The following is a 17,658-nucleotide window of genomic DNA, read 5'->3' on the forward strand; positions in this document are numbered from 1 at the left end:
ACGCCCGGTTAAGAACCGGGCGTCTTCGTGTTCCACGTGGAACCTGACTCGATAACCCGAATCAGAGCCTCAGCGGCATCACCACATGGCGGCAACGCTCGTTGGAGGCCTCGCGCACCAGCGCCGACGAGTTGGCGTCGCGCAGCGCGATGACCACGTGTTCGTCGCGCAGGGCGGTCAGGGCGTCGAGCAGGTAGTTGACGTTGAAGCCCACAGCCAGGTCATCGACCTTGGTGTCGGCTTCGACTTCTTCCTGCGCTTCTTCCTGCTCGGGGTTGTGCGCGCTGATCTTGAGCTGGCCCGGGGTGACTTCGATGCGCACGCCGCGGTACTTCTCGTTCGACAGAATCGCCGCGCGCTGCAGCGAGGCGCGCAGCACTTCGCGCTCGATCCGCACTTCCTTGTCGGCGCCGATCGGAATCACCGCCTCGTAATCGGGGAAGCGGCCGTCGATGAGCTTGCTGGTGAAGGTGACATCGTCGCGCTTGATGCGGATGTGGCCGCGGCCCATTTCGAGCTCGACCTCGCGATCGCCGCCTTCGAGCAAACGCTGCAGTTCCTGCACGCCCTTGCGCGGCACGATGATCTGGCGCTTGGCCTGGGCGTTGCCTTCGAACGGCGCCTCGCACAGGGCCAGGCGGTGACCGTCGGTAGCGACGCAGCGCAGGCTGGTCTCGCGCAGGTCGAACAACAGACCGTTGAGGTAATAGCGCACGTCCTGCTGGGCCATCGCGAACGCGGTGCGTTCGATCAGCTCCTTCAACGCCGCTTCCGGCACGCGCACGCGCTCGGTGGCCTCGACTTCGTCGATCGACGGGAAGTCGTTGGCCGGCAGGCTGGCCAGGGTGAAGCGCGAGCGACCGGCCTGGACGGTGATCTTCTCCGCCGTCTGGCTGACCGTGACTTTGCTGCCGTCGGGCAGGGCGCGAATGATTTCGAACAGCTTGCGCGCCGGAATCGTGGTTTCGCCGTCCTTCGCATCCTCGACCGCCACGCGGGAAATCATTTCGACTTCCAGGTCGGTGCCGGTCAGCGACAGCTGCCCGTCCTTGACCTGCACGAGCAGATTGGCGAGGACCGGCAAGGTCTGCCGGCGTTCGACGACATTGACCACTTGGGCCAACGGCTTGAGAAAGACTTCGCGTTGCAGACTGAAACGCATGCGGACCCCTTGGCCGTCTGTGGGCGCAAGCCCAATTACTAAAGAGATGTATAAATCAAAAGCATGGTGGAGGTGGAGCGGCGAAAAACGTTGGAGAACGTATGTAACGCTTTGATATCCATACGTTTTTCGGTACTTCAAAAGCGGGTAGAACCGGCCTTGGGGACCGGGTAGAACCTGTGGATAAATTCGGCGCCTCTGGGCGGCCTCTAACTTGTCCACAGCTTGTGCGTCTTTCGTCCCCCAACTTATGCCTTTCGCATCAGTGGTTTACGAATTACCTTGTGTCTCGCCGCAGTGACACGGCCTCACGGCAGCTGAAATCGCGGTGCGTGCTGGCGAAACCTCCAGCGTTCCCGTTCCTTCCGCGCAAACCTTCGCACCTCACGATCCGACGCTTCCCGAGACGACTTACGAGGTAACGGCAACCCTGCAGCAGCGGTCCTGCGATCTCAGACGATGAGCGCGGCCGGCAGCGCGGTCGAGCCTATACGTTGGAGCGTGATCGGCGAACGCGGCGCTCCGGGTTCGAAGCCCCCGCAACACCCGCCTCACAACAATCACTTCGTTTCTTTCCGCCGATGCAACGGCCCGTGCAACCGACCGCGCACCCGGCTTGTACGACACAGCGGTTCTTTCTCTCCTTCCGGCTAGGCGTTGCCGCCGCCGCCGGAACGACTTACTCGCTGAGTTTACGAATCAACTTGTCCCAGTCTTCCCGCAGCTTGCCGTCGGTTTCCATCAACGTGCGGATCTGACGGCAGGCGTGCAGAACGGTCGTGTGGTCGCGGCCGGCGAACGCGTCGCCGATTTCCGGCAACGAGTGTTCGGTCAACTCCTTGGTCAACGCCATAGCGACCTGGCGAGGACGGGCGAGCGAACGGGTACGCCGCTTCGACAACAAGTCCTTGATCTGGAGGCCGTAGTAGTCTGCCACGGTCTTCTGGATGTTGGGGATGCCGATCGCGTGCTGCTGCGCCCGCAACAGGTCGCGCAGGGTTTCCTGCGCGAACTCGACGGTGATGGCGCGGCCGGTGAAATTGGCCCGCGCGGTCAGGGTGTTGAGCGCGCCTTCCAGGTCGCGCACGTTGCTGCGCATCTTCTTGGCCAGCAGGAAGGCGACTTCCTCCGGCACCGCGGCGCCGCGTTCCTTGGCCTTGGAAATCACGATCTGGGCGCGGGTCTCGAAGTCCGGCGGCTCGATCGCCACCGACAGGCCCCAGGCCAGGCGCGACTTCAATCGCGGCTCAAGGCCCTCGACCTCGCGCGGATAGCGGTCGCAGGTCAGGATGATCTGCTGCTTGCCGTCGAACAGCGCATTAAAGGTATGGAAGAACTCTTCCTGGGTGCGGTCCTTGCCGGCGAAGAACTGGATGTCGTCGATCAGCAGCGCGTCCACGCGTTGGAACTGGCGCTTGAACTGATCCATCGTCTTATCCTGCAGCGCCTTCATCATCGCGCTGAAGAACTGTTCCGAACGCAGGTACATCACCCGCATGGCCGGATTGGCCTCGCGCATGGCGTTGCCGGCGGCGAACATCAGATGGGTCTTGCCCAGGCCCGTTCCCCCGTACAAGAGCAGCGGGTTGTGCGCGCGTTCGCCGGGTTTCTGCGCCGCCTGCCAGGCCGCGGCGCGGCCGAGCTGGTTGCTGCGGCCTTCGACAAAGTTGTCGAAAGTGTAGTGATTGTCCAGATTGCCCTGGAACGGCTCCGGCGGCGCCACCGGGCGCGGCGCGCTCACGGCGATGTCCGGCTCGCGCGCGGGCAACGGCGCGATGCGCGGCAGCGAGCCGATTTCCAGGCTGACATCGTCGCTGCCGGCGAAATACGACAGCAGTTCGCGGATCCGGCCCAGGTAGCGTTCGCGCACGTGTTCGACCACGAACGCGTTCGGCGCGTAGAGCACGGTCTTGGTGTCGCGCTGCGTCGCCTGCAGCGGTTTCAACCAGGTGTGGACGTCCTCGACCGGGAATTCGGCTTCGAGGCGTTCAAGGCAGCGGGGCCAGGCTTCCATCTGTGCTGTGAGTCTTCTTTATGCGTGATGCGGTCGGCCGGGCGGGGCGGTGAGGCCGGGCGACGGACGAAAGCGGCCCAACGCACGATGCGTACATCGCGACGAAGGAGGCCGGGGGGTCGGTCAGACTACCATCGCCGCCGGGTCCGGAACAGGACTAATCCACAGGTTCATGCACAGGCTGGGGCGACCGCTTTGGCGGCGCCGGTCGCGCAACGCAAAGCGCAGACGAAACAAAGAGTTGACCCGAACTTGTGCGATCCCGTAGAATCCGCGGTCCTCTACGCCAGTTACAGCCGAGCCGATCATGGCCACGAAGCGCACCTACCAGCCCAGCAACCTCAAGCGCAAGCGCGACCACGGTTTCCGTGCCCGCATGGCGACTGCCGACGGCCGCAAGATCCTCGCCCGTCGTCGCGCCAAGGGCCGCAAGCGCCTGACCGCCTAAGCGTTGCCGGCCGCCTGTCGCGATCTTCCCGATCCGGCGTCCAGCGGCCGCCCGCCTGCAATGAATTCGACCCGCTTCCCGCGCACCGCGCGGGTACGCGCGCGCTCCGATTTCGACCGTATATTCAAGCATGGGCGGCGCGTGGCGCTGCCCGTGCTTGCTTTGCATTTCCAGGCCGACGATTCCATCGCGCCGCGCCTGGGCCTTGCGGTCTCGCGTAAGGTCGATCCGCATGCGGTCGGCCGTAACCGCATCAAGCGTGTGCTTCGCGACGCCTTCCGCCACGTCCGCGCCGAGCTGGCCGGTGGCGACTATGTCGTGGTCGCTCGACCCGGCGCATCGCGCTGCAGCGGCGAGGAACTCCGCGTCGCCTTCCACAGTCTGCTCAAGCGCGGCGGCACCCGTCCGGCGCTCGCATTGCCCGCAACTGCGGCGCCCGGCACAATGCCGGCCGCTTCCCCTTCCGACCCCACGCCGGACCCCGGTCCCGGCTGAGCCTGCCTGCTGCCCATGAACCAGACCCGTGCTTTTCTGATCCTCGCCTGGCTGATGGTGGCGACCTTGCTATGGATGGAGTGGGGCAAGGAGAAATCGGCTCCGCCCGTGCCGCCGCCGAGCGCGGTCGCACCGGCCAGCAGCGTGCCGGTCGCCTCCGGCGTCGCCGCCACGGCCGCCGTGCCGGGCGCGCCGACCGCGGCCACGCCGGCGGTTCCCGGCGGTTCCACCGTCAGTACTGCCGCGGCCAACGGCGCCGAACCGGCCGTCACCGTCACCACCGGCGTATTCAAGGTGACCTTGCGCGGCGGCGAGATCAGCGAAGCCGATCTGCTGCGTTACCCGGTGAGCTCCGAGCCCGACAGCCCGCCGATGCGGCTGCTGGCCAGCGACTCCAGCTTGTACTTCGTCGCCCAGAGCGGCTGGGTCAGCCAGGGCAACGCCGCGCCGACGCACGAGTCGGGCTTCCGTTATGCCGGCGAGCAGCGCGATCTGGTCCTGGCCAAGGACGCGAAGGACATCGCCGTGCCGTTCGTATGGACCGGCCCGAACGGCGTGACCATCACCCGCACCTACACCTTCCGCCAGGGCGACTACGCGATCAAAGTGCGCGATGAAGTCAGCAACGGCAGCACCGCGCCGTGGCAGGGCTTCGTCTATCGCCAGCTCAGCCGCGTGCCGCGCGAACTGGCGCGCAAGGGGCCCTTCAGCCCCGAGCAGTACAGCTTCCAGGGCGCGGCGTGGTACAGCCCGGCCGACAAGTACGAGAAGCGCAAGTTCGACAAATTCGCCGACGGCAAGCTGGACAAGCAAGTCACCGGCGGCTGGATAGCGATGCTGCAGCACCACTTCTTCGCCGCCTGGATTCCGGGCGACAAGGACGCCGGCGAGTTCTCGCTGGAGCAGCTCAACGCCGGCGCCGCGCCGCAGTACCTGATCCGCGACCTCGGCCCGGGCGTCAACGTCGCTCCGGGCCAGAAGGCCACGACCGAAGCGCGCCTGTGGGTCGGCCCGAAGCTGGTCAAGGCGATCGAAGCGCAGAACGTGCCCGGCCTGGACCGCGCCGTCGATTTCAGCAGCTACAGCATCTTCGCGACCCTGGCCAACGGCCTGTTCTGGCTGCTGGAGAAACTGCACAACCTGTTCGGCAACTGGGGCTGGGCGATCATCGGCCTGGTGGTGATGCTGAAGCTGGCGCTGTATCCGCTGTCGGCCGCGCAGTACAAGTCGGCGGCGAAGATGCGCAAGTTCCAGCCGCGCGTGGCTCAGCTCAAGGAGCGCTACGGCGAGGACAAGCAGAAGTTCCAGATGGCGCTGATGGAGCTGTACAAGAAAGAGAAGATCAACCCGGTCGGCGGTTGTCTGCCGCTGCTGCCGCAGATGATCATCTTCATGACCTTGTACTGGATGCTGGCCGAGTCGGTGGAACTGCGCCATGCGCCGTGGATGCTGTGGATCCACGACCTGACCTCGCGCGATCCGTTCTTCGTGCTGCCGCTGATGAACATCGCGATCATGTGGACCACGCAGAAGCTCACGCCGATGACCGGCATGGACCCGGCGCAGGCCAAGATGATGCAGTTCATGCCGCTGATGTTCGGCGTGATCCTGGCGTTCCTGCCGGCTGGCCTGGTGTTGTACCAAGTCGCCAACGGCGGCCTGGGCCTGCTGCAGCAGTGGGTGACCACCAAGCGTTATGCCGAGGCGCCGGCGACGGCGGGCAAGGATAAGGACAAGGACTGAGGTTCGGTCTGGGTCGATTGATTCGATTCGCCCACGAAGCCCGCCGCAAGGCGGGCTTCGTGTTTGTGAGGTTGGGGCTACGTCGCGTGGCACTAACGGCCAACGCGGGTTAGGTCGCGCGGAGAGTTCGCTTTTGCTCGTCATTCCCGCGAACGCGGGAATCCAGTGCCTTTCGTGCGAGAACGCTTGAAGTCGCTGGATTCCCGCCTTCGCGGGAATGACGGCAAAAACAGCGCCCTACTGGCCGCGAATCGCGAATCCCGTTGCGGACCGTCCCCGAAATACATCCCCTTCGCCACCCCCGGATTTATGATCCTCCCCATGACCCCGCCCGCCGCCCGCGACACCATCGCCGCCATTGCCACCGCGCCCGGCGCCGGCGGCGTCGGCATCGTGCGTTTGTCCGGTTCTCGATCGCGCGGGATCGCGCAGACCATCGCCGCGCGCGAACTGCAGCCGCGCCACGCCCACTACGTGCGTTTCCGCGATGAAGCCGGCGAGACCATCGACGACGGCATCGCGCTCTACTTCGCCGCGCCGGCCAGCTACACCGGCGAGGACGTGGTCGAGCTGCAGGCCCACGGCGGCCCGGCGTTGCTCGAAGAATTGCTGGCGCGCGCATGTGCCCTGGGCGCGCGACGGGCGCGACCGGGCGAATTCAGCGAACGCGCGTTTCTCGAAGGCCGCCTCGATCTGGCCCAGGCCGAAGCCGTCGCCGACCTGATCGCCGCCGGCGACGCGCGCGCCGCCCGCGCTGCGCGGCGCGCGCTCGACGGCGAGTTCTCGCGCCGTGTCGAAGCCCTCGCCGCCGATCTGCTCGCGATCCGCGTGCACGTGGAAGCCGCGATCGATTTCGCCGACGAACCGCTCGACACCCTCGGCGGCGCCGCATTGCGCACGCGCTTCGCCGCCGCCTCGACCTCGCTCGACGATTTGCTCGCCGCCGCCGAACGCGGCCGCCGCCTGCGCGACGGGTTGCACGCGGTGATCGTCGGCCCGCCCAACGCTGGCAAGAGTTCGCTGCTCAACGCGCTGGCCGGCAGCGAGCGCGCCATCGTCACCGACATCGCCGGCACCACCCGCGATCTGCTGCATGAGACCGTGCGCCTGGACGGCGTCGAACTGACCCTGGTCGATACCGCCGGCCTGCGCGACGGCGGCGATGCGATCGAACGCGAAGGCATGCGTCGCGCGCGCGGCGAGCTGACCCGCGCGGACTTGGCGATCGTGGTCATCGACGCGCGCGCCCCGCACATCGGGCTGGCCTCGGTGTCGGACGCGATCATCGACGTGCCGGCGCGCTTGTTCGTCTACAACAAGATCGATCTGCTCGAATCCGACTACGACTCGCCCGGTCCGGCCGATATCGGCGGCGAGAATCGCGTATTCGTTTCCGCCCAGACCGGCGCCGGCCTGGACGCCCTGCACGCGCGCCTGCGCGCGCTGGCGCAAGGCGACGCGGCGGACGCGGCCGAAGGCGCGTTTACCGCGCGCGCGCGACACGTCGATGCGCTGCTGCGCGCGCGCGAGGAGCTCGACGACGCGCGCGCCCAGCTCGATCACGAAATGCTCGACCTCGCCGCCGAAGCATTGCGGCAGGCGCATGAAGCCCTGGGCGAAATCACCGGCCGCGTGCGCGCGGACGATCTGCTCGGGCATATCTTTTCGAGCTTCTGCATCGGCAAATAAGCCGATCGGCGGCCGCGCGCTTAAACGCGCCCGTGTCCGTAGCGCCGCCGGTATTCCGCCGGCGTCACGCCGAGCTGCCGCGCGAACGCGCGCCGCAAGGTGTCGGCATTGGCGAAGCCGCACAGCGCCGCGACCTGCTTGGGCGCGGCGGTGCCGGCTTCGAGCAGTTCGCGCGCGTGATCGATCCGCGCCAGTTCGACCCACGCCGCCGGAGTGATTCCAACTTCAGCCAGGAACAGCCGCGCGAAATGCCGCGGGCTCAATCCGGCGCGCGCGGCCAGCGCCTCGACGCTGTGATCGTCGGCAAGATGCGCGGCGACCCAACGCTGCACTTCCTGCAAGGCCGAGCGCCCGGCCGGATGCGCCTGGCCGCGGCGGCTGAACTGCAATTGCCCGCCCGGGCGCTTGAAGAACATCACCAACTGCGAGGCCACGCGCATCGCCAACTCGCGGCCCAGGTCTTCTTCGACCAAAGCGAGGGCGAGATCCAGGCCGGCGGTCACGCCTGCGGCGGTGCGCAGTTTTCCGTCGCGCACGAACAGCGCATCGGGTTCCACCGTCGTATCCGGGTACGCCGCCGCCAAGGCTTCGGCCGCGGCCCAATGCGTGGTGACGCGGCGCCCGTCGAGCAAACCCGCCGCGGCCAGCGCGAACGCGCCGGTGCAGACCGAACCGAAGCGCCGCGACTTCGCCGCGCTGGCGCGCAGCCAGGCGAGGACGTGATCCCGGGGCCGGGTGCGCGCAGCATCCGGTGCACCGGCGACCAGCAAGGTATCGAAGCGCTCGTCGGTGCGGCCGGCGATCAGGTCCGGCAGCAGGCGCACGCCCGATGAGCTGCGGATCGGCCCGGCCGCGCAGGCGACCACGCGCAGCGCGTAGGCCTCGCGGCCGCTCTCGGTATTGGCCTGGGCGAACACGTCGAGCGGGCCGGAGACATCGAGCAGTTGGACGCCGGGCAGGGCGAGGATCGCGATGGTTCGGGCCATGACATTCGCTTGCCGGCGGGCCGGCGTCGGCTGGACGCGTGAAATGGCAGTTTAAGACGTATTACGACGATTGAGGCCATGGCGGCCGGCGCCGAGCATGAAAGTCCCCACAGTCAGGCATCGCCATGAACTTCGATATCGACGGCATCCGCATTCCCGACAGCGCCTTGGCGCGCGAGATCACCGAGCTGGTCCGCGACACCGCCTCGCCGCTGCTGTTCCATCACTCCAGCCGGGTCTATTACTTCGCCGCGCTGGCCGGCCGCGAACGCGGGCTGAGCTTCGATCCCGAGCTGCTGTATTGCGGCTGCATGTTTCACGACATGGGACTGACCCATGTCCATAGCAGCGCCTGCGAACGCTTCGAAGTCGACGGCGCCAACGCCGCGCGCGATTTCCTGCGCGGTCACAGGATCGACGCACTCGATATCGACCGCGTCTGGACCGCGATCGCGTTGCACACCACGCCGGGGATCCCGCAGCACATGCATCCGCTGATTGCGCTGGTGACCGCGGGCGTGGAAATGGATGTGCTGGGGCTGACCTACGACCGCTACAGCGACGCGCAGCGCGAAGCGGTGGTGCGCGAGCATCCGCGCGGAGCGCGTTTCAAGGAAGACATCTTGCAGGCGTTCTACGACGGCATCCGGCATAAGCCGGAGACGACGTTCGGCAACGTCAAGGCCGACGTGATCGCCGACAAGCAGCCCGGATTCGTGCGCGGCAACTTCTGCAGCGTGATCCGCGAATCGAAGTGGGCGAGTTGAATCCGCGACGGCCGGCGCGGATGAACCGCGCCGGCTGTTGACATCGCGCCACGCGTCAGGCGGCGCGGGCGTAGTCGGTATAGCCCTGCGCGCCGCCGCCGAAATAACGCGCGCGGTCGCCTTCGTTCAAGGGCAGATCGTGACGCAGGCGGTACGGCAGGTCCGGATTGGCGATGAACGGACGGCCGAAGCCGATCAGGTCGGCCCAGCCCTTGCGCAAGGCTTCTTCCGCGCGTTGCTTGGTGTAGCGGCCGGAGTAGATCAGGCTGCCGCCGTAGACGATGCGCAGCGCTTCGCGAAACGCATCGGGCATGCCGGGCGCGTCGTCCCAGTCGGCCTCGGCGATATGGATGTAGGCCACGCCGATATCGTCGAGCAGTTTGGCCGCGGCCAGGTACGTGGCCTGCGGGGTGTCGTCGACCGCGCCTTGCAGCGTGGTCAGCGGCGCCAGGCGCACGCCCATGCGCTGCGGCCCGACTACGTCGGCCACCGCTTGCGCGACTTCGCGCAGGAAACGCAGGCGGTTGGGCAGCGAACCGCCGTATTCGTCGTCGCGGGCGTTGGCTTGCGAGTCGATGAACTGATTGATCAGATAACCATTGGCGCCGTGCAGTTCGACGCCGTCGAACCCGGCTTCGAGCGCGTTGCGCGCGGCCTGGGCGAAGTCGCGCACGATGGCGGCAATCTCCTCCACGCTCAACGCCCGCGGCGGCGAGTGCTGGACCATCTCGCCGACGCCGGCTTCCGGGCCGCGGCCTTCGGTATCGACGAACACTTTCACGCCTGGCGCGATCAGCGCCGACGACGACACCGGCGCCTGCCCGTCGGCCTGCAGCGCGACGTGGGAGACGCGGCCCACATGCCACAGCTGGGCGAACATGCGCCCGCCGGCGGCGTGCACCGCGTCGGTGACCTTGCGCCAGCCGGCGATCTGTTCGCGCGTGTAGATGCCCGGCGTCCAGGCATAGCCCTGGCCCTGGCGGCTGATCTGGGTGCCTTCGCTGACGATCAGGCCGGCGCCGGCGCGTTGCGCGTAGTACTGCGCCATCAGCTCGGTGGCGACTTCGCCGTGGGCGGCGCGCGAGCGGGTCATCGGCGGCATGACGATGCGGTTGGCGGTATCGAACCCGCCCAGGCGGTGTGAGGTGAACAACATGGTCGGTCTCTGGAAGCTGCGATTGCGATCAGTGTGGGGATCGCGGGGGCGATGAAAAATACGGCGGCGGGCAAACGACTCTTTCTGTTGCGGCAAGAATCGCTGCGGGGCCGGGCCGGATGCGTGGCGCGGTAGTCGCGCCGCCGCGCGCATCGGCGCGGCGGCACGCGCGGATCAATCCCAGGCCGGGGCGAGGCTGTCCGGATCGGTCAGGCGCTCGCCGCGATCCAGCGCGGCGATGCGCTGCATATCGTCGTCGCTCAAGCGCAGCGAGGTCGCCAGCAGATTGCTCGCGAGGTTCTCGCGCTTGGTCGAGGACGGAATCACCGCGTAGCCCAGCTGCATCGCCCAGGCCAGCGCGACCTGCGCGGGCGTGGCGTCGTGCTTGCGCGCGGTGTAGGCGACGACCGGATCGCTGAGCACCTTGCCGTAGGCCAAGGTCATGTACGAGGTCAGGTGGATGCCGCGCTGCTTCGCGAAGGCGGCGAGCTTGCGGTTCTGCAGATACGGATGCAGCTCGACCTGGTTGGTCGCGATTTCGTCCGCGCCGACCACGTCGATCGCGCGTTGCATCAGGTCGATATTGAAGTTGGACACGCCGATCGCGCCGGTCAGCCCCTGCAGCTTGGCCTGGGCTAGGGCGCTCATGAACTCGGCGACAGAAACCGCATCGTTTGGCGAGGGCCAATGGATCAAGGTCAGATCGACGCGGTCGGTGCGCAGCTTGCGCAGGCTGTCGCGCAGGCTCGGGATCAGCTTGTCCTTGGACAGATTGGCGACCCAGATCTTGGTGGTGATGAACAAGTCGTCGCGGGCCACGCCGCTGTCGGCGATGGCCTGGCCGACTTCGGATTCGTTGTCGTAGATCTGCGCGGTGTCGATGACGCGATAGCCGACCTCCAGGCCGTTGCGTACCGAATCGATGACGGTCTGGCCCTTGAGACGGAAAGTGCCCAGGCCGAAGGCGGGAATGGTCATGGCGAAACCTCGTGGTGGATTGGGGGAAGAGAGAAACGGATCAGTGCGCGGCGACGACGGCGCCGCTGGCGCGATCGGGCAGGCCGTCGCGACGGTCGAGCCAGCCGCTCCATGCGGTCAGGCCGAACGCGCCGAGCACCACCAGCGCACCGACCCACGGCGTGTGGCCCAGGCCCATGTGGGCCACGACCAGTCCGCCGGCCCAGGAGCCGCCGGCGACGCCCAGATTGAACGCGGCGATATTGAAACCGGCGGCGACATCGACCGCCTGCGGCGAGTAATGTTCGGCCTGCTTGACCACGTACACCTGCAGGCCCGGCACGTTGCCGAACGCGACCGCGCCCCAGGCCAGCGCCGTGAGTACCACCAGCCACTGGCTGTGCGCCGTGAAGCTGAGCACGAACAGCACCGAAGCCAGCAGCAGGAAGATCGTCTTCAGCGCCTTGATCGGGCCGTTGCGGTCGGCGAGCTTGCCGCCCCAGACATTGCCGAAGGCGACCGAGATGCCGTAGGCCAGCAGCACCAGGCTGACCATGTTCGGGCTGAAACCGGCGATGTCCTGCAGGATCGGCGCGAGGTAAGTGAAGGCGATCAGCGAGCCACCGTAACCGACCGCGGTCATCGCATAGACCAGCAACAGGCGCGGTTGCAGCAGCACCGCGGCTTGCTTGAGCAGCGGCGCCGGCGCGCTGTGGGCGATCTTCTTCGGCACGAACAAGGCGCTGCCGAGCATCGCGATCAGGCCGAACGCGGCGACTACCAGGAACGTGGTGCGCCAGCCGAAGTGCTGGCCGATGAAGGTGCCCATCGGAATGCCGGTGACGAAGGCGACGGTCATGCCGCTGAACATGGTGGCGATAGCGCTGGCGGCCTTGTCCTTCGGCACCAGGCTGGTGGCGATGATCGAGCCGACCGAAAAGAACACGCCGTGGGCGAGGCCGGTGAGGATGCGCGCGACGATCAGCGTGGTGTAGCCCGGCGCCATCCAGGCGACGAGGTTGCCGACGGTGAACAGCGCCATCAGCCCGACCAGCAGGGTCTTGCGCGGCACGCGCCCGGTCAGCGCGGTCAGCAGCGGCGCGCCGATGGCGACGCCGAGGGCGTACAGGCTGACCAGCAACCCGGCCGAGGGCAGGCTGACGCCGAGGTCTTCGGCGATGGTGGGGATCAGGCCGACGATGACGAACTCGGTGGTGCCGATGGCGAAGGCGCCGAGGGTCAAGGCCAGGAGGGCGAGGGGCATGGCGGGCATCCGGTGGATGGGGATGCGCAGTGTCGGCTGGGCGGGTTTGCTGAAAAATGGGGTTCTGGGCGAATTACTGTTGATATTTAATCAATAGTTGCGACCCACCCCTCGACTTGTCTGGGCGTTTGGGCCGACTGGCTTGCCAGGCTTCCACCGCTGAAGACCGTTTTAGCCTTGTCGCTGTCGCTGTCGCTGTCGCTGTCGCTGTCGCTGTCGCTGTCGCTGTCGCTAGCTGCCGCAGTCGTTGTCGTTGTTGTTGTTGTTGTTGTCGTTGCTGCTGCTGTTGTTGTTGCCGTCGCCAAGATTTTGCTTCGCTTCGCCTTTGTTTTTGTCGTTGCTGGGCGCGGCCTGTAACTCGCGAGACCAGGGACACCCGGAGGGCGGCGCACATGGACGTGCGCCGGGTGCCACCTTGGGCAGGATGCCCAATGTGGCACCTGCCTGCGCAGGCATCGCACTCGTGGCTCTTGATTCGAAACAGCTAAAGCCTTTTCTTTGGTTACTTTCTTTGTGGCTTTGGACAAAGAAAGTGACCCGCCGCTCCATGGCGGAAGCTTCATGCGTTTGATCTTGCTTAGACGTTTGATCTCGCTCTCGCTTGAGGCTTCTTTTGCTCGTCATTCCCGCGAAAGCGGGAATCCAGGGCCTTTCGTGCGAGAACGCTTGAAGTCGCTGGATTCCCGCTTTCGCGAGAATGACGGTAGGAGGGAGTGCGCAGGTCTGGTTGTTTCGGTCAGGGGCTTTCAGGTTCCTTAGAAGCTTCAACGCTTCAAGCAAGATCAAACGCAACAAGCAAGATCAAACGCTAAACGCTTCCGCCATAAAGCGGCGGGTCACTTTCTTTGTCCAAAGCGACAAAGAAAGTAACCAAAGAAAACGCATTGGCTGTTTCGAGTCAAAAGCCACGAGTGCGTAGCCTGCGCAGGCAGGTGCCACATTGGGCATCCTGCCCAAGGTGGCACCCGGCGCACGTCCATGTGCGCCGCCCTTCGGGTGTCCATCGGTCTCGCGAGTAACCAGCCGCGCCCAGCAACGACAAAAGAAGAGGCGAAACGAAGCAAAATCTTGGCAACAGCAACAGCAACAGCAACAGCAACAGCAACAGCAACAGCAACAGCAGCAATAGCAGCCGTCGCTATCGCCGCACTCGACATCTCAGTGGATGCTCAATTACTTCGCCGCGCTGTCGCCCAGACACGCAGAAACAATCGGCCGACAAAGCCGGCCGAATCGTTCAACACGAAAAGGGTCGCGCGATCCCGCGCAACCGCACTCAGCGATTGCCGCCAAACACCATCAGCAACAACATCGCCACGATCAACGCCGCCAACGAAGCGAAGAAAATCTTCACCCAGCTATAAGGCCGCTCACCCGCGATCTGCCCCGTGTAGCCGTTGGCCAACACCTGGAAACTGCGCGAGCCGTAGGTGTAGCTGACCAGCCACACCGGCACCAGGATGTGCTTGAAGGTGCGGCCGCGAAAACTCGCCTGCACCTGCAGATTGCGCTGCGTATCGCCCGGTACGTCGGCCGAACACAAGGCGCGGGTCTGCTCCTGCATCGACGCTTCGCCGCGCTGCGCGGCCTGGCGCAGATCCACCTGGTAACGCTCCACCAACCAACCGCGCACGAATTCCGGCGAGTACGCCTTCAAGTCCGTGGTGGTCGGAAACGTCCCGATCTGCTGCAACAAATCCTGGTGCACGCCGACCGTGCCCGGCACCAGTTCGTCGTCGAAGAAATGCTGCAGCGAACCCGAGGCGTCTTCCCAACGCGTGCGCTGCACCTGACGGGTCTTGCGCTCGCCGTTCTCGGTGTAGCTTTCGGTTTCGTAGTAGTGATAACCGGCCTCAGCCGTCCAACTGGCCGAGACGTGGGCGTCGAAGGTCCAGTACGGCAGGTAGATGCCCTTGAGCGTGTCGGTCAATGCCGCGCTCTTGAGCCGGTTCGGCGCGAACCAGCGCGTGCCGTACCACTTGCGGATCGAGTCGCGCACCTGGCCGTCGCTGATCTTGAACGGCAGCAGGCTTTGCGGCGTGACCGCGTCGCCGAGCGACTGGTGGTCGATGATCGACGGCGAACCGCAGAATTCGCAGCGATCGGCGACCTTGCCGTCGACGAACACCGAGATCGCCTTGCAGCTTTGGCACTGCACTTCGCGGCGCTGGGCATCGTCGCCGTAGCCGCGCTGATCGGCCGGATGCTCGGCCAGGGCCTTGACCAGATCCAGCTCGGCCACCTGCTCGCCCTGCGCTTCCTGCGCGGGCGACCAGGGCACGATGGTGCCGCAATAGGGACAGGCCAGCGACTGCTTGGCCGCATTCCATTGCAGATCCCCGCCGCACTCCGGGCAGGGATGTTTTCCGACGGTGGCGCTGTCCATCAGCCGCGCAGGAATTCTTCGAGCGCGGCCTTGGCGATGCGGGTGGCGTTGCCGATCTTGCGCGCCTTCAGATCGCCCGAGGCGATCGCGGCCATCACGTCTTCGACCGATACGCCCAGCTTGGCCGCTGCTTGTTCGGGCGTGAGCACGTCCAGCGCATCGGAAGGGGCCGCCGCGGCACCGGCCGCGGGCGCGGCAGCAGTATTGTTCTGCATGCTGCGCATCATTTCCTGGGCCATGCCGAAACCGATCGCCATCTGCGCCGCGCCGCCGGCCGCGCCGCCGTCGCTGCCGTTGGCCATCGAGGTGCCCATCTGGAATTTGACGTAGTCGTTGAGATTGCCGACCGCGCCCATGCTGGAACGCGCATCGATGGCCTTCTCCACTTCCGGCGGCACCGAGACGTTTTCCAGCAGGAAACTGGTGATCTCGATGCCGTACTTGGAAGTCATCGCCGGGTTGATGATCGGCAGCAACGCATCGCCGAGTTCGCCGTAGCGCGAGGCGACATCGAGCGCCGGCACCTTGGCGGTGGCGAGCGCATCGGTGAACACGCTGACGATGCGCGAACGCATGGTGTCGGCGAATTCGTCGAGACGGAAATTCTGGTCGGTGCCGGCGACTTCGCGCAGGAACTTGGGCGCATCGACGATGCGGAAGTCGTAGGTGCCGAACGCGCGCAGGCGGACCACGCCGAAGTCGGCGTCGCGCATCATCACCGGGTTGGAGGTGCCCCACTTGTTGCCGGTGAACAAACGCGTGTTGAGGAAATAGACATCGCATTTGAACGGCGAGTTGAAGCCGTACTTCCAGCCCAGGATGGTGGACAGGATCGGGATGTTCTCGGTTTTGAGCGTGTGCTTGCCGGGATTGAACAGGTCCGCGTACTGGCCGGCGGCGACGAACTGCACCTGCTGCGACTCGCGCACGATCAGCTGGGCGCCGTTCTTGATCTCCTTGTCGTCGTCCGGGTAGCGGAACGACAGCGTGTCGCGCGAGTCATCGGTCCACTCGATGATCTCCAGCAGCTCGCCCTTGATGAAACCCAGAATGCTCATGACCCGCTCCCGCTTCCTGCCTGTGGTGCGGCGATTCTAGAGCACGCCGATGGCGGCCCGGGCATCGGCGACGGCGGCGATCGCGGCGCCGCGGCGATGCCGGCGGCCGGCGCGCACGGGGCCGGATCGGGGCGGCCCGGTCCGGGGCCGCGCACCCGTCCGCGCAGTCCGGCGCCGGGGCCGGCGCGGCCGCGTTTCACAACTGCGACAGGGGTTCGGGACGTGCCGGGCGCGCCGCTCGCGCATGGCTGCGAACTGTGGCGGCGGTCGCGCGTTGCGGCGCAAACCGACACACCCGGTATCGGTCGGCGGCGCGATGGGTGGCACACTCGGCATCTGACGCCCATCCCGGGGACCACCGCAACCTGAATGCTTGACAAACGCGGCCCGCTAGCGCGTCCTATCGGACGTGCGCCCGGCCCCGTATCGGACGGGTCTCGCGTACTTCAGGGGAGCTTTTACCAATGATCGTCGCTAACTATGACCGGCGTAGCAGCCGGCTGTGCGTTGTAAAGCAGGTTTCCGTCGTGCTCGCGCTCGGATGCGCGCTGGCCGCCTGCGGGAAAAAAGAAGACGCCGCGCCCGCCACGGACGCGACGCCCGCGCCCGCCGCCACCGCACCGGCGGTGACCGCGCAGAACGCCGTTTCGGCCAAGGTCTCGGCCCTGACGGTGGACCAATTGCGCGAAGCCGCGCGCAAGGCGTATGTGGAAAACCGTCTCTACGCGCCGGCCGAGGACAACGCCGTCGAGTACTACCTGGCCCTGCGCGAAAAAGCGCCGGCCGATGCGGTCGCCTCCAGCGCGCTGACCGACCTGCTGCCGATGACGGTCATCGCGACCGAACAGAGCGTGGGCCGCGAGGACTTTGCCGAAGCCCAGCGCCTGGCCGCGCTGATCGAACGCGCCGACGCCCAGCATCCGGCGTTGGCCCGTCTGAAGGCCAGCATCACCGCCGCCCAGGACGGGGTGACCAAGCGCGCCGAGCAGGAAAAGCTCACCGCCGAGGAACAGGCCAAGAAGCAGGCCGAGCTGGAAAAGACCCGTCTGGACCAGCAGAAGCAACAGCAGCAGCAGGCCGCCCAGCAACTGGCGACCCAGCAGGCCGCCGAGCGCCAGGCCGCGACCCAGCGCGCCGCGGAGCAGAAAGCCGCCGAGCAACGCGCCGCCGAACAACGCAGCGCCCCCGAACCGGCCGCCGCGCCCGAGCGTCCGGCTCCGGCCGCCGCCGCGACGGGCTCGCCGAGCGATCTGCGCGCAGTGTCCACGCCGGCCCCGCGGTATCCGCCGGAAGCCTTGCGCGCCGGCACCTCCGGCGAGGTCCAGGTCGAGTTCACCGTCGGCACCGACGGCTCGGTCACGGCCGCGCGCGTGGTGCGTTCCAACCCGGCGCGGGTGTTCGATCGCGAAGCGGTCAACGCGGTGCGCAAGTGGCGTTTCCAGCCGGTTCCCGGACCGGTCACCACGCGCCGCACGATCGGCTTCAACCCGGGCGGCTGATCGCCCCGGTTCGAACCCATCGGCAAAACAAAAG

At 66.4% G+C, this 17,658-nt stretch carries 15 protein-coding genes; 7 read left to right on the forward strand and 8 right to left on the reverse strand.

Features of this window, described 5'->3' with window-relative positions:
• Positions 1 to 61: 61 nt before the first annotated feature.
• On the reverse strand, positions 62 to 1,162 hold the full coding sequence (gene dnaN / locus AB4Y92_RS12670) for a DNA polymerase III subunit beta (protein WP_215055133.1): 1,101 nt from the start codon (positions 1,160 to 1,162) through the stop codon (positions 62 to 64).
• Between the two features lie 679 nt (positions 1,163 to 1,841).
• Positions 1,842 to 3,176, reverse strand: a complete 1,335-nt coding sequence (gene dnaA / locus AB4Y92_RS12675) for a chromosomal replication initiator protein DnaA (protein WP_057941040.1) — start codon at positions 3,174 to 3,176, stop codon at positions 1,842 to 1,844.
• Positions 3,177 to 3,483: 307 nt separating this feature from the next.
• Here dnaA and rpmH point away from each other — a divergent pair, with 307 nt between their 5' ends.
• The 4 genes from rpmH to mnmE all read left to right on the forward strand — a co-directional run bounded on the left by rpmH (position 3,484) and on the right by mnmE (position 7,551).
• The gene (rpmH, locus tag AB4Y92_RS12680; RefSeq protein WP_027083663.1) at positions 3,484 to 3,624 is read left to right on the forward strand and encodes a 50S ribosomal protein L34; all 141 of its coding nucleotides are present in this window, start codon (positions 3,484 to 3,486) and stop codon (positions 3,622 to 3,624) included.
• A 60-nt stretch (positions 3,625 to 3,684) separates the two neighbouring features.
• Positions 3,685 to 4,119: a ribonuclease P protein component gene (rnpA, locus tag AB4Y92_RS12685; protein WP_215055137.1), complete on the forward strand. Its 435-nt coding sequence runs from the start codon at positions 3,685 to 3,687 to the stop codon at positions 4,117 to 4,119.
• A gap of 15 nt (positions 4,120 to 4,134) precedes the next feature.
• Positions 4,135 to 5,862 (forward strand): membrane protein insertase YidC, encoded by a 1,728-nt coding sequence (gene yidC, locus AB4Y92_RS12690; RefSeq protein ID WP_441819970.1) that lies wholly within the window; start codon positions 4,135 to 4,137, stop codon positions 5,860 to 5,862.
• A 321-nt stretch (positions 5,863 to 6,183) separates the two neighbouring features.
• Positions 6,184 to 7,551: a tRNA uridine-5-carboxymethylaminomethyl(34) synthesis GTPase MnmE gene (mnmE, locus tag AB4Y92_RS12695; protein ID WP_441819971.1), complete on the forward strand. Its 1,368-nt coding sequence runs from the start codon at positions 6,184 to 6,186 to the stop codon at positions 7,549 to 7,551.
• Positions 7,552 to 7,571: 20 nt separating this feature from the next.
• Here mnmE and AB4Y92_RS12700 read toward each other — a convergent pair whose 3' ends face one another.
• Positions 7,572 to 8,537: a GlxA family transcriptional regulator gene (locus AB4Y92_RS12700; RefSeq protein ID WP_441819972.1), complete on the reverse strand. Its 966-nt coding sequence runs from the start codon at positions 8,535 to 8,537 to the stop codon at positions 7,572 to 7,574.
• Between the two features lie 125 nt (positions 8,538 to 8,662).
• On the opposite strand from AB4Y92_RS12700, the gene AB4Y92_RS12705 reads away from it, so the two are divergent.
• Positions 8,663 to 9,304 carry an HD domain-containing protein gene (locus AB4Y92_RS12705; protein WP_441819973.1) on the forward strand — a complete coding sequence of 214 codons (642 nt, stop codon included), beginning with the start codon at positions 8,663 to 8,665 and terminating at the stop codon, positions 9,302 to 9,304.
• Between the two features lie 55 nt (positions 9,305 to 9,359).
• Here the strand turns inward: AB4Y92_RS12705 and AB4Y92_RS12710 are convergent, their stop codons facing one another.
• From AB4Y92_RS12710 to AB4Y92_RS12720, 3 genes are all read right to left on the reverse strand, one after another.
• On the reverse strand, positions 9,360 to 10,460 hold the full coding sequence (locus AB4Y92_RS12710; protein ID WP_441819974.1) for an alkene reductase: 1,101 nt from the start codon (positions 10,458 to 10,460) through the stop codon (positions 9,360 to 9,362).
• A 174-nt stretch (positions 10,461 to 10,634) separates the two neighbouring features.
• Positions 10,635 to 11,438, reverse strand: coding sequence for a 2,5-didehydrogluconate reductase DkgB (dkgB, locus tag AB4Y92_RS12715; RefSeq protein ID WP_441819975.1), 804 nt, complete (start codon positions 11,436 to 11,438; stop codon positions 10,635 to 10,637).
• Between the two features lie 40 nt (positions 11,439 to 11,478).
• Positions 11,479 to 12,681: an MFS transporter gene (locus AB4Y92_RS12720; RefSeq protein WP_441819976.1), complete on the reverse strand. Its 1,203-nt coding sequence runs from the start codon at positions 12,679 to 12,681 to the stop codon at positions 11,479 to 11,481.
• A 177-nt stretch (positions 12,682 to 12,858) separates the two neighbouring features.
• Between AB4Y92_RS12720 and AB4Y92_RS12725 the strand changes: the two genes are divergently transcribed.
• Positions 12,859 to 13,038 carry a hypothetical protein gene (locus AB4Y92_RS12725; protein ID WP_441819977.1) on the forward strand — a complete coding sequence of 60 codons (180 nt, stop codon included), beginning with the start codon at positions 12,859 to 12,861 and terminating at the stop codon, positions 13,036 to 13,038.
• Between the two features lie 919 nt (positions 13,039 to 13,957).
• Here AB4Y92_RS12725 and AB4Y92_RS12730 read toward each other — a convergent pair.
• The gene (locus AB4Y92_RS12730; RefSeq protein ID WP_441819978.1) at positions 13,958 to 15,067 is read right to left on the reverse strand and encodes a hypothetical protein; all 1,110 of its coding nucleotides are present in this window, start codon (positions 15,065 to 15,067) and stop codon (positions 13,958 to 13,960) included.
• Positions 15,067 to 16,125: an SPFH domain-containing protein gene (locus tag AB4Y92_RS12735; RefSeq protein WP_441819979.1), complete on the reverse strand. Its 1,059-nt coding sequence runs from the start codon at positions 16,123 to 16,125 to the stop codon at positions 15,067 to 15,069. The genes AB4Y92_RS12730 and AB4Y92_RS12735 overlap by 1 nt, the downstream gene beginning before the upstream one ends.
• Positions 16,126 to 16,589: 464 nt before the next feature.
• On the opposite strand from AB4Y92_RS12735, the gene AB4Y92_RS12740 reads away from it, so the two are divergent.
• Entirely contained in the window at positions 16,590 to 17,624 is a 1,035-nt protein-coding gene (locus AB4Y92_RS12740) for an energy transducer TonB (RefSeq protein WP_441819980.1), read from the forward strand.
• Positions 17,625 to 17,658: the final 34 nt, after the last annotated feature.

This window comes from Lysobacter sp. TAB13 (assembly GCF_052113885.1).
Classification (GTDB): Bacteria; Pseudomonadota; Gammaproteobacteria; order Xanthomonadales; family Xanthomonadaceae; genus Lysobacter; species Lysobacter gummosus.

Coding starts and splice junctions, on each gene's coding strand:
- AB4Y92_RS12700 (WP_441819972.1), bottom strand. CDS start 8,537: ATGGCCCGAACCATCGCGATCCTCGCCCTGCCCGGCGTCCAACTGCTC.
- AB4Y92_RS12730 (WP_441819978.1), bottom strand. CDS start 15,067: ATGGACAGCGCCACCGTCGGAAAACATCCCTGCCCGGAGTGCGGCGGG.
- AB4Y92_RS12735 (WP_441819979.1), bottom strand. CDS start 16,125: ATGAGCATTCTGGGTTTCATCAAGGGCGAGCTGCTGGAGATCATCGAG.
- rnpA (WP_215055137.1), top strand. CDS start 3,685: ATGAATTCGACCCGCTTCCCGCGCACCGCGCGGGTACGCGCGCGCTCC.
- AB4Y92_RS12710 (WP_441819974.1), bottom strand. CDS start 10,460: ATGTTGTTCACCTCACACCGCCTGGGCGGGTTCGATACCGCCAACCGC.
- AB4Y92_RS12705 (WP_441819973.1), top strand. CDS start 8,663: ATGAACTTCGATATCGACGGCATCCGCATTCCCGACAGCGCCTTGGCG.
- mnmE (WP_441819971.1), top strand. CDS start 6,184: ATGACCCCGCCCGCCGCCCGCGACACCATCGCCGCCATTGCCACCGCG.
- dnaN (WP_215055133.1), bottom strand. CDS start 1,162: ATGCGTTTCAGTCTGCAACGCGAAGTCTTTCTCAAGCCGTTGGCCCAA.
- AB4Y92_RS12740 (WP_441819980.1), top strand. CDS start 16,590: ATGATCGTCGCTAACTATGACCGGCGTAGCAGCCGGCTGTGCGTTGTA.
- dnaA (WP_057941040.1), bottom strand. CDS start 3,176: ATGGAAGCCTGGCCCCGCTGCCTTGAACGCCTCGAAGCCGAATTCCCG.
- dkgB (WP_441819975.1), bottom strand. CDS start 11,438: ATGACCATTCCCGCCTTCGGCCTGGGCACTTTCCGTCTCAAGGGCCAG.
- yidC (WP_441819970.1), top strand. CDS start 4,135: ATGAACCAGACCCGTGCTTTTCTGATCCTCGCCTGGCTGATGGTGGCG.
- rpmH (WP_027083663.1), top strand. CDS start 3,484: ATGGCCACGAAGCGCACCTACCAGCCCAGCAACCTCAAGCGCAAGCGC.
- AB4Y92_RS12720 (WP_441819976.1), bottom strand. CDS start 12,681: ATGCCCCTCGCCCTCCTGGCCTTGACCCTCGGCGCCTTCGCCATCGGC.